Source organism: Mesorhizobium sp. M1295 (assembly GCF_040318135.1).
Lineage (GTDB): Bacteria > Pseudomonadota > Alphaproteobacteria > Rhizobiales > Rhizobiaceae > Mesorhizobium.
Genome location: NZ_JAMYLU010000021.1, coordinates 92,710 through 103,975 on the forward strand (window position 1 = coordinate 92,710; position 11,266 = coordinate 103,975).

Below are 11,266 nucleotides of genomic sequence, written 5' to 3' on the forward strand. Positions count from 1 at the left end.
TCCGTTGCGCCGGAGACGGCGGTAAAGCAAGGTGGGCAAAGAGGCAACACGATGAAACGATCCCTCCTCTGCGCCCTGATGCTCGCTCTGACCGCATTCCCGGCCGGCGCTACGACTCTCGTCAAGACATATAGTTATTTCCCGATCGGCGGCAGGACGCTCGACGACATCGGGACCCAGCTGTCGAAACTCGGGCCTCAGGTGAAAAGCACCGGGTCGCGGCATCCCGGCGCCACCCAGATGGCGTTCACCACCCGCGTCAGTTATGCGCAAAAGCCGGGCTCGTGCTGGATTGCCGACGCTGCCGTTACCGTCAAGGTCAAGGTTATCCTTCCCGAGTGGCGCCGCCCGCGCAAAGCCGATGCAGGCGTCAAGCTGTTCTGGGAGACTTTGTCCGCCGACATCAAGCGCCATGAGGAACGCCACGTCGAGATTGCCAAGAACCATGGCCGCGAACTAGAAGACGCCTTGAAGGCGAGCTACCCTGAAAAGACCTGCGAATTGGCCAAGGCCAAGGCCGCGAAAATTACAGCGGCCATGCTTGCCAAGCACGACCAGGACCAGATGCGCTTCGATCGTGTGGAAAGCGTCAATTTCCAAAGCCGCATCCTGCGGCTTTTGCACTATCGCATCGAGCGCATTGAGAATGGACGGCTCGCTCCCGGCTGAACTCCGCGTCGGACAAAGCCAAATTTGGAACAAAGCCAATTTGGCGAAGCATAGTGCCAGCTTCGAAAAACTTTCGAGCCGCTGTCGAAATCGGCCTATAGCGAACGACATATGCCAGGTTCGCAGGGATCAGCCTCCGGCAAACGCCAATCGGCGTACTAGATGCTTCCCAGCCCGTCGCGGAAGTGCACGCAGGCATAATGGATGAACGGATATGGACCAGGCTATCGACAAGCAAGCGATGGTGGAAACCAGCACGCCGCTGACCGAAACCGAGAAAAACGCCATCATCGGCGGCGTGCTTTTGTCAATGCTGCTGGCGGCGCTCGACCAGACCATCGTCGCGCCGGCGATGCCGACGATGGCACGTCTGCTCGGGCATGCCGAATATCTGCCGTGGATCGTAACCGGCTATCTTCTGACCGCGACCGCAGTGGCGCCGCTCTACGGCAAGATCTCCGATATCTATGGCCGCCGGCCGACCGTCTATGCGGCAATCCTGATCTTTCTCGCCGGGTCGCTGGTCAGCGCCACGGCCCCCAACATGCTGGTCCTGGTTGTCGGCCGGGCGATCCAGGGCGCCGGCGGCGGCGGGCTCTTCGCCCTGACGCAGACCGTGATCGGCGACCTCGTGCCGCCGCGCGAGCGGGCTCGCTACGCCGCCTGGATTTCGGGCACCTGGGCCGTCGCCAGCATCGCCGGGCCGCTGCTCGGCGGCACCTTCGCCGAACATCTGCATTGGTCGCTGATCTTCTGGATCAACATTCCGCTCGGCCTGCTGGCGATGGCGATCATTAACAATCCGCTCAAGAAGCTGCCGATCGCCGCAAAACATCACCGCATCGACGGCCTCGGCGCGCTGCTTCTGGTCGCGGCCACCTCGCTGCTGCTGCTTGCCTTGAACTGGGGCGGCAGCGAGTATCCGTGGCTGTCGCGTGAAATCCTTGGACTGCTCGCCTGCTCAGCGGTGTTCTGGAGCGCGTTCGCGCTGCGGCTGATGCGCGCGGCCGAACCGCTGATCTCGCTGGAAGTGCTCGGCAATCCGATCGTTCTCGCCGGCACGTTGTCGATGTTCCTGCTGCAGGCCGCCAATGTCGGCTTGTCGGTCTATCTGCCGGTCTACCTGCAATCGGTCGTCGGCCTGTCAGTCAGCGAATCTGGCACCGCGTTGCTTGGGCTGATGCTCGGCACGGTGGCCGGTGCGACATTCAGCGCGCGAATGATCCCACGCTTTTTCCACTACAAGCGCATTGCCATGGTCGGAACTGTTTTCTCGATCCTGTGCCTCGGCGTGCTCAGCCTGGTCGCCGGGCATGCCTCGCTATTGCTTGTCGAGGTGTTGACGACCTGCATAGGCCTGGGCACAGGCACGACCTTTCCGGTTGCCACTGTCTCGGTCCAGAACGCCGTCGATCGCATGCACCTTGGCGTGGCGACCGGCGTTCTCACCTTCCTCCGCTCGCTGGGTAGTGCGCTTGGCGTCGCCATGCTTGGTGCCGTCGCCCTTGGTTACGGGCTGCCGCTGGCCAGCGAAGGCACGCAGACGGCCGGCCATATCGCCTCAGCCACGCCGTTCGTGATGATCTTTCTTGCCGCCGCCGCGACCTTGCTGCTGTCGTTCATCACGCTCTGGCTGATGCCGGAGAAAACGCTTCGCGGCCATGCCGAGGCTTCGGCCCCAGCCCTGGCGGAGTAGACCGGCCTGGTGAAATCCGGCGAGCTTCAGTCGACCACGCCGAGCTTCTTCTGCAGGCTGGTCGACGAAGTCGTATACTGGAACACGATGCGCTCGCCGGGGCTGATGATGCGCTTGGCTGCCTGTGCCATTAGAGCGACCTCATGGAAGCCCGACAGGATCAGCTTCAGCTTGCCGGGGTACCAGTTGATGTCGCCGACGGCGAAGATGCCGGGCACCGACGTCTGGAATTTTTCGGTGTCGACCGGGATCAGGTTTTCGTGGAGATTGAGGCCCCATTCGGCGATTGGGCCGAGCTTCATCGTCAGGCCGAAAAATGGCAGCATCCGCGTGCACGGCACTTCGACATCGCCCTCCGGCCCCTTGATCGTGGCGGAGGCTAGCTGGCCGTCGCTGCCGGTCAGGCCCGTCACCTGTCCGACTTGGAATTCCAGCTGCTTCATCTCTTGCATGGCATACATCTTGTTGACGCTGTCGGGCGCTGCCCGGAATTCGGGCCGCCGATGCACCAGCGTCACGCTCTTGGCCACCGGCTGCAGGTTCAGCGTCCAGTCGAGCGCCGAATCGCCGCCGCCGACGATGACGAGGTCATGGCCGCGAAAGTCCTCCATCCGGCGCACCGAGTAGAACACGCTCTTGCCTTCATAGGGTTCGATGCCTGGAATCGGCGGCCGCTTCGGCTGGAAAGAGCCGCCGCCGGCGGCAATCACCACAATTTTGGCTTCGAACACCTCGTTTTCGTCGGTAGTGACGCGGAAGCTGCCGTCCTCCAGCCTTTCCAGGCTCGAAACCATGCGGTTATAGGTGAATTCGGGCTTGAACGGCGCGATCTGCTCAAGCAGCTTGTCGACCAGACCTTGCGCCGAGATCGAGGGCCAACCCGGAATGTCGTAGATCGGCTTTTCCGGGTAGAGTTCGGCGCACTGCCCGCCGGGCCGGTCGAGTATGTCGATCAGATGGCACTTCATGTCGAAGAGGCCGAGCTCGAATACGGCAAACAGGCCGACAGGCCCTGCCCCGACAATGAGTACGTCCGTCTTGGTGATAGCGGTCATGAAGCATGCGCCTTTATGGGAAAACGGCGCGACACTGCATGACCATTGGTCCGCTGCCAAGCGGCAGCCGCAAAAATCGGCTTCAGCCTTGGCGGGCCGGCACGCGCACGACCAGCCCATCGAGGGCGTCGCGCACCTTGATCTGGCATGACAGCCGCGAATTCGGCTGGACGTCGTAGGCGAAGTCCAGCATGTCTTCTTCCATGGCTTCCGGCTCGCCGACCTCCGCCGTCCAGGCTTCGTCGACATAGACATGGCAGGTCGCGCAGGCGCAGGCGCCGCCGCATTCCGCTTCTATTCCCGGCACCGCATTGCGGATCGCATTTTCCATGACGGTCGAGCCGTTTTCGGCATCCACGTCAAAATGCGTGCCGTCATGGGCGATGAAGGTCAGCTTGGTCATTTGTCACCTGAAGGGAGTCTGAGCCGACATAATCACTCTGCCAGACAAGTCAACTGCGGCGCGAAAGCGCCGCTGCGTGGCGTTTTGGGAATAAGTTCTATCGGCTGATGGCGGCGACGAAGTCGCGCACTTCTTCGATCAGTGAGCCAAGGCGCTTCAGCGTGCTGGCGTCGTCGGGCCGGCATTCGATCGCACTGGCGCAATCGGCAATGGCGAAGGCGCCGACCCCGCGCGCCGAGCCTTTGAGCCCGTGCGCCAGTAGCAGCCGCTGCCTGACATCCGCATCGACGATCTTGTCGCGCACCGATAGCGCCTGCTGCACGAACAGTGCCAGCACCTCTTGCTCGAGGCTCCGATCGCCCATCGTCTGGCGCGCAAGATGCGCCAGATCGATCGGCCGCGCCCCAGCTGTCCCTGACACGTCACCGCCGGGCATCGAGAAGGCAATGCCGTTTTCGCCACGTATCACTTTGAGACTCCGTTCTTCGACCGCCGCAAAAAATAGGCGTATCCGGTGGACAACGGGTTAATGATTGACCCGGAAAAATGTCGCGATAACGGCGCCGGAATCACGGCTGTGTTAACCTTATATTTAAAGTTTTACGTATCGGACGGAATGCATGTTTTCTTTACCCCGCTGTGTCATTACGATACGACAGGTCCATTTTCAGCCTCCTGCGCGGGACACGCTAGGCAGAATCAATAAGCACAACCATAAGTCCCGCGGCAGCTTGTACAGGGTAGCGAAGGCATGGCGAAGAAACCAACGACGACAAAAACGCTCGACAGCGACGTAGCCAGGGAACTCGAAAAGGCACTTGATATCGATCTGAGCGGCGATGCCGGCGGCGACTTCGACATCGCGGCATCCATGGAAGATCTGGAAGCGCAGATATCGCAAGCCGCCGACGAACTGGCGCGCGAAGGCCGCAGCCAGAACGAGGCGCCTGCCCCCGACCAGGCCCAGAATGCAGCACCCGCCGCCAATCAAAGCCAGAACCTAAATCCCGCGCCAAAAGCCAAGCCGGCTGAGTTGCGTCCTGTCGCAACGCGCAATGGCTCGCAGCCGCCAGCTTTCTCGCCGGCCAACGACGATCGTCAAAAAGACTATAAGACGCTCCTGCACACCCTCAACCGGCGCGCCTCGAACACGATCTATTGGGTCGTGGCTTTTGTTTCGCTGGCCTGGATCGCCGGCGCCGGTGGCCTCGCGAACCTGTTGTTCGGACCTGGCATCTGGAACATCCGCACCTTCGATCAGTTTTTCGCCCGTCCCGAGCTGATCGGCCTGGCGGTCGCGGCAATCGTGCCCGTCATCCTGTTCTGGGCATTCGCAGTGATGATTCGCCGCGCTCAGGAGATGCGCCTTGCCGCGCAGTCGATGACCGAGGTGGCCTTCCGTCTGGCCGAGCCGGAAAATCTTGCCCAGGATCGCGTCATGATGATCGGCCAAGCGGTTCGCCGCGAGGTGGCGGCCATGGGCGAAGGCATCGAACGCACGCTTGCGCGCGCCGTCGAGCTCGAAACGCTGGTTCACAGCGAGGTGAACCAGATCGAGCGCTCCTATTCGGAGAACGAGTCCCGCATCCGCTCGCTGGTCGACGGGCTGGGCAGCGAGCGCGAAGCGGTCGTCACCCATGCCGAGCGTGTGCGCGCCTCGATCACCGGTGCCCACGAGACGCTGAAGGACGAGATCAACGCCGCCAGCGATATCATTCGCGACAGCATTCTCAACGCCTCGACCAAGCTGTCGATGACGATCAACGAATCCGGCGACACGCTGATCGACAGGATCAACGGGAGCTCGATGTCGATCTTCGATTCGGTGGAAGGCCGGCTCGAATCGATCACCGACCGGCTGTCGACGTCGGGCGAGGCCTTCGCCAGCCTGCTCGACACCCGCATCGCCAAGCTGACGGACACCACCGATGGCCTGACGCGGTCGCTGACCGACCTGCTCGACGACCGCACGACCGGCATGGTGTCGCTGCTCGGCGGTGCCGCGCGCACACTCAATTCCGAATTCGAAGCCAGCCTCAACGGCATCGAGCGGACGCTTGCCGAACGTGGCCAGGCGCTGATCAGCGAGTTCCAGACCCGCGCCGAGGCGCTCGACACCGGTACGCAGAAGCTCAACGCCGCGCTGGAGGCTCGCGCACGCCAGATCAACGAGACGCTGGTCGAGCGCGCGCGCGAAATCGCCCACACCTTCCAGGATAGCAAGGAGACGCTGTCGGCGATGATCGATCAGGGCAAGACCCAGATCGGCGCCGACATGGCCGACATCATCTCATCGACCTCGACCATGCTCGAAGCCCGCGCCGGCGATTTCGCCGGGCGCATGGAAGCGGCGCGCCATGTCGTATCGCGATCGTTCGATACGGACATCCAGCGGCTTGCGGATGCTCGCGCCGGCATCGAGGAAGCCGTCGAAAACCACAGCCGCAAACTTTCCGAAAGCCGCGACCGGATGGCGGCGGCAATGCAGGCCGATCTGGCGAAGTTCGCCGAGGGCCGCGCCGAAATCGATGCGGCGGTGACCAACCAGGTGCAGAAGCTTGCCGAAGGCCGCGGCCTGATCTCGCGCGCCCTTGAAGAGGATCTGCGCAAGGTCAACGAATCGCGTGCAGCGATCGACGCTTCGCTGGGCAGCCATCTAGAAAGCCTTGAAGAGGGCCGCAACCGGCTCGCCCAGGCCTTGAACGAAGACTCTGGAAAACTCGTACAAGCCCGCACGATCATCGATGAAATGGTTGCCGGGCACGTCGGAAAGCTCGCCGAAGGCCGCAGCATTCTTTCGCGCGCGCTCGAGGCCGACCTCGGCAAGCTGGCAGACAGTCGCGCCAGCATCGACGGCCTTGTCGCCGGTCAAGTCGAAAAGATCGCCGAGGGTCGCGCCATACTCGCCAGTGCGCTGGAATCCGACATCGCCGGCATCAATGGCCTCATCGAGGCCCATTCGGCGAAATTGGCGCAAGACCGCAGCGGTCTTTCCCAGTCGCTCGAGAACGACCTGTCCGACATCAGAGGTCTGATCGCCGATCATTCGGGCAGGCTCGCCGATGATCGCAGCCTGCTTTCGAAGACGCTTGAAGACGATCTTGCCAAGCTGGCCGAAAGCCGGTCGAGCATCGACGGGCTGGTTGCCGGCCAGGTCGAGAAGCTTGCCGAAGGCCGCGATATCCTCAAGCGCGCGCTGGAATCGGACCTGAACGCGATCAAGGGCGTCATCGCTGGCCAGTCCGAAAAGCTGGCGGAAGACCGTGGCCAGCTGTCACGGGCACTGGAGAGCGACTTGGAGGCTGTGCGCGGCGTTGTCTCCGATCACATGAACAAGCTCGCGGAAGACCGTTCGACGCTGTCGAAGGCGCTCGAAGACGATCTCGCCAAGTTGGCCGAAAGCCGCTCGAGCATCGATGTGATGGTTGCCGGCCAGGTCGAAAAACTGGCAGAGGGCCGCGACATCCTCAAACGCGCTCTGGAAGCCGATCTGAGCACCGTCAAGGGCGTCATTGCCAGTCAATCCGAGAAGCTGGCGGAGGATCGCGGTCAGCTGTCGCGCGCACTGGAGACCGATCTCGAGACCGTGCGGGGCGTCGTCTCCGAACATATGAACAAGCTCGCCGAGGACCGTTCGGCCCTGTCGAAGGCGCTCGAGGACGATCTCGCCAGGCTGGCAGAAAGCCGGTCGAGCATCGACGGGCTGGTTTCCGGTCAGGTCGAGAAGCTGGCCGAGGGCCGCGACATCCTCAAGCGCGCGCTGGAAGACGATCTCGCCAAGCTGGCCGAAAGCCGCTCGAGCATCGACGGGCTGGTTTCCGGCCAGGTCGAGAAACTGGCCGAAGGCCGCGACATCCTCAAACGCGCTTTGGAGGCCGATCTCAACACGATCAGGGGCGCCATCGCCGACCAGTCGCAGCTATTAACCGACAATCGCGCACAGTTTTCGCGCGCCCTAGAGGCCGATCTCGGCAACGTCAACAGCCTTGTCGCTACCCACGCGGAGAAGCTCGTCCAGGACCGCTCGACCCTGTCGAAGGCGCTCGAGGACGATCTCGCCAAGCTGGCCGAAAGCCGCTCGAGCATCGATGGGCTGGTTGCCGGCCAGGTCGAGAAGCTTGCCGAAGGCCGCGACATCCTCAGGCGCGCTCTGGAAGCCGATCTGGAGAGGCTTGCATTGAGCCGCAGCGAGGTCGACGAGATTGTCGCCGGTCATGTCGGCAAGCTGACCGAGGGCCGCGACATGCTGACCCGCGCATTGCAGGACGATCTCTCCAGGCTCGCCGACACGCGCAAGGATGTCGACCGTTCGCTGTCCGGCCATATCGACCAGATCGCCGCCAGGAGCACCGACATCTCCGATGCCATCGCTGCCGACGTGGAAAAGATCGAGCAGGCGTTCAGCCGGCAGACAGGCATCATCGAGGAGCGCGCCAGCACCATGGAGCGGGCGCTGTCGACGGGTGTCGACAACGTTCGCAGTGTGCTCGAAAGAAGCGCGGTCTTCGTCGCCGGGGCGCTGCGCGAGAAGGTCATGGAAGTCACCAGCGCTCTGCATGAGCAGGCGGGCGCTGCATTCAGCGATGCCGACCGCAAGATCGCCGAGCGCGCCGAGCAGACCTCGGCCGCTCTGCTCGCCAGGGCGGAGGACATCGCCCGCACCTTCGAGGAGGCGGATCGTCGCCTCGCCGCCCGCGCCGAGGATACGTCGAGCGCACTGATTGCCCGCGCCGACGACACGTCGAACACCTTGCTCGCGCGCGCCCAGGAGACGGCCGATCAGCTGGCAACCCGAGCAAGTGAGATTGCCGGTACCTTCGACGCGGCGGACCACAGACTGGTCTCTCGCGCCATCGAAACGGCCCAGTCGCTGGCTGCACGTGCCGGCGACATCTTGCGCAATTTCGAAACAGCTGACGAGCGGCTGGGCGTGCGCATCGGCGAATCCGCCGAAGCTCTCGCGGCACGTGCGTCGGATCTCGGCCGCATTTTCGATGCCGCCGACCAGCAACTTATTTCGCGCATTGCCGAAGGCTCCGAAGCACTTTCGGCACGTGCGTCCGAGATCGGCCGCATCTTCGAGGAGGCCGATCATCGCCTGGTGTCCCGTATCGCCGACAGCAGCACCGCAATCGGCGAACATGCCGACAACATTGTCGGTGCCTTCACCAGCACCGAGCAGCGGGTTGCCGAACGCGCCAGGCAGACTGGCCAGGAACTCGCCGTCCATGCCCGTGAAATCGAGCAGCTGCTTGCCGGTGCCGACGAACGCCTGGCCTCGAGTGCTGCCGCCACAGCGGCCCGCGTCGAGGAGCAGGTCGCCAGCGTCGAGAACCGCCTCGCCTACACTGCCGAGACAATGGGCCAAAAGCTCAACGAACAGGTCTCGAACGCCGAGGCGCAGTTAGTCTCGCGTGCCAACACGATCGCCGAAACCTTCACCGCGGTCGGCCAGCATATCGGCCAGAGCACCAACGACGCTGCAAAGACCATCGGTGCCAATACTCGCGAGCTCAGTACGATGCTTGCGGCACGTTCGGCCGAAATATCGAAAATCCTGGACGAGACGGCACGGCCTCTGGTCGAGCGCTTCGCCCAGGGCGGCTCCGAGCTGCAAAAGAGCATGGAAGAGGTCACCGAACGTGCGACAGAGAAGCTGCGCACTCAAAACGCCGCCCTCGTCGACGCCCTCGCCAGCCGCACGGCCGAAACTCTGTCGGCCGTCGAAGGCGCGCGCTCGACGCTTGCCGACAGCGTTGCCGACCTCATCGGCCGCATGACCGCCTCCAGCTCGCAGCTCGGTCAATTGATCGAGCAGGCGGCGACCAATCTCGGCCAGGTCGACGAACGCCTGACTGGGAGCACGCAAAGCTTCGCGGCGACCACGGAAAAGACCGCCCAGACTTTCGCCAGCTCGGCGCGCCTTGTCGATTCGAACACGACGCGGCTCACCGAGCTGTCGTCCTCGACCTTGCGCGAGGTTGCCTCTATCGCCACCAAGTTCGACGAGCACAGCCGGTTGCTGTCCAGCGCCTCGGATCTGCTGAGCTCGGCCCAGAGCAACCTCGAGCACACGCTCGAAAGGCAATCGTCGCTGGAGGACCTCGCCGTCGGCCTTGTTAAGAAGTCGGAAGATCTCGAACGGGTCATGCGCTCGTTCGAGAATCTGGTCGGCCAGACGCTGCAGAACGCCGAAGGCAAGACGCTGGAATCCGCCGACAAGATCCGTGCCGCGATTTCCGAAGTGGTCGATTCGGCTACCAAGCGCTTTGCCGATGCGACCGAGGAAATGCGGCGCACCGCCGGCTCGATCAAGAGCGAGCTCGACCTCACCCGAGCCGAGCTCAAGAAAGGCGTCATCGAGATGCCGGAAGAGGCAAAGGAATCAACCACGGCTATCCGCCGTGCCGTTTCCGAGCAGATCAACGCGCTGAAGGAACTTTCTGAAATCGTTGCCAAATCTGGCCGCAGCGCCGACAGTTCGGAACAGCGCAACCTGCGTCCGGCGCCGCAAGCGCCTGCCGCACGCGCCGCCGAGCCGCCACGCCGCCCGGCTCCGGCTCCGGAACAGCGCCATGCACCGCAGGCGCCTTCGGGCGAGACGGCGCTGCGCGGCACGCTCGACCTCGAACGTCCCGCAGACACAGCGCTGCGCCAGCGCGACCCCAACGGCCGCACGCCGCAAGGCGGCTGGGTGCGCGACCTCCTGACCGGTGCATCGCGCGAAGACGACGCCAAGCCGGCGGCGCCTGCCGAAGCGCCGCGCCCGGCTCCCGCTCCGCGTTCGCCGCTTCATGTCGTGGAATCGCTGAACTCGCTCTCCGTCGATATCGCCCGAGCCATCGATCACGATGCCTCGATCGAGCTGTGGAACCGATACCGGCGCGGCGAGCGCGACGTCTTCACGCGCCGTCTTTACACGCTGAAGGGCCAGCAGACGTTCGACGAGATCCGCCGCAAATATCAGTCGGAGGCGGAGTTCCGCGCTGCTGTCGATCGTTACTGCGACGATTTCGAAAAGCTGCTCAAAGACGTGTCGCGCAACGACCGCGACAACATCATGGCGCAGACCTACCTGACGTCGGATACCGGCAAGGTCTACACCATGCTGGCCCACGCCAGCGGCCGCTTGCATTGATCAGACGACAATGGAACATGAAAAAGGCGGGAAATTCCCGCCTTTTTCGCGCCGTGCTGATCTTGATCCTATCAACGCATGAAGCGACACCCCAGGATGCGTTCAAATGACGAGGCATCCTGCTCTATCTGTTGTTTAGCCGCATTTCTGCGGTGCCAACTAACACCATTGGGCAGAATGCTCTAGGGTCAAAAACCAAACACTCTGAACGACCGAATTCGATAGTGTCCTGAAGGTTCTGCAAAAAGTTTTGGAGAGAGAACGGCGCTTGCTCTGAAGGGCGAGCGGCCATGGCACGGTGGTGA

7 protein-coding genes are annotated in these 11,266 nt (G+C 62.9%); 3 read left to right on the forward strand and 4 right to left on the reverse strand.

Translation table 11 applies throughout. From position 1 onward, the window contains the following. Nucleotides 1-51 precede the first annotated feature (51 nt). Together NKH29_RS25300 and NKH29_RS25305 are read left to right on the forward strand one after the other, a co-directional pair. A complete protein-coding gene (locus NKH29_RS25300; RefSeq protein ID WP_023717827.1) occupies nt 52-669 on the forward strand; it encodes a DUF922 domain-containing Zn-dependent protease in 618 nt (205 codons plus the stop codon). A gap of 214 nt (nt 670-883) precedes the next feature. Continuing rightward, nucleotides 884-2,365: an MDR family MFS transporter gene (locus tag NKH29_RS25305; RefSeq protein ID WP_023717828.1), complete on the forward strand. Its 1,482-nt coding sequence runs from the start codon at nt 884-886 to the stop codon at nt 2,363-2,365. A gap of 26 nt (nt 2,366-2,391) precedes the next feature. Here the strand turns inward: NKH29_RS25305 and NKH29_RS25310 are convergent, their stop codons facing one another. The 3 genes from NKH29_RS25310 to NKH29_RS25320 form a co-directional block, all read right to left on the reverse strand. Beyond that, on the reverse strand, nt 2,392-3,420 hold the full coding sequence (locus tag NKH29_RS25310) for an NAD(P)/FAD-dependent oxidoreductase (RefSeq protein WP_023717829.1): 1,029 nt from the start codon (nt 3,418-3,420) through the stop codon (nt 2,392-2,394). A gap of 82 nt (nt 3,421-3,502) precedes the next feature. Beyond that, nucleotides 3,503-3,823: a 2Fe-2S iron-sulfur cluster-binding protein gene (locus NKH29_RS25315; protein ID WP_006334837.1), complete on the reverse strand. Its 321-nt coding sequence runs from the start codon at nt 3,821-3,823 to the stop codon at nt 3,503-3,505. Nucleotides 3,824-3,920: 97 nt separating this feature from the next. Further along, the gene (locus tag NKH29_RS25320) at nt 3,921-4,289 is read right to left on the reverse strand and encodes an Hpt domain-containing protein (protein ID WP_023717831.1); all 369 of its coding nucleotides are present in this window, start codon (nt 4,287-4,289) and stop codon (nt 3,921-3,923) included. Between the two features lie 285 nt (nt 4,290-4,574). Here NKH29_RS25320 and NKH29_RS25325 point away from each other — a divergent pair, with 285 nt between their 5' ends. Then, entirely contained in the window at nt 4,575-10,961 is a 6,387-nt protein-coding gene (locus NKH29_RS25325) for an apolipoprotein A-IV repeat region-like domain-containing protein (RefSeq protein WP_352482227.1), read from the forward strand. Nucleotides 10,962-11,085: 124 nt separating this feature from the next. Here the strand turns inward: NKH29_RS25325 and NKH29_RS25330 are convergent. After that, a partial coding sequence (locus NKH29_RS25330) for a hypothetical protein (RefSeq protein ID WP_353000803.1) occupies nt 11,086-11,266 on the reverse strand: 181 nt, incomplete at its 5' end.

Excerpts from the sequence above, each read along its gene's own strand:
- NKH29_RS25300 (WP_023717827.1), top strand. The coding sequence starts at position 52 with ATGAAACGATCCCTCCTCTGCGCCCTGATGCTCGCTCTGACCGCATTC.
- NKH29_RS25305 (WP_023717828.1), top strand. The coding sequence starts at position 884 with ATGGACCAGGCTATCGACAAGCAAGCGATGGTGGAAACCAGCACGCCG.
- NKH29_RS25310 (WP_023717829.1), bottom strand. The coding sequence starts at position 3,420 with ATGACCGCTATCACCAAGACGGACGTACTCATTGTCGGGGCAGGGCCT.
- NKH29_RS25315 (WP_006334837.1), bottom strand. The coding sequence starts at position 3,823 with ATGACCAAGCTGACCTTCATCGCCCATGACGGCACGCATTTTGACGTG.
- NKH29_RS25325 (WP_352482227.1), top strand. The coding sequence starts at position 4,575 with ATGGCGAAGAAACCAACGACGACAAAAACGCTCGACAGCGACGTAGCC.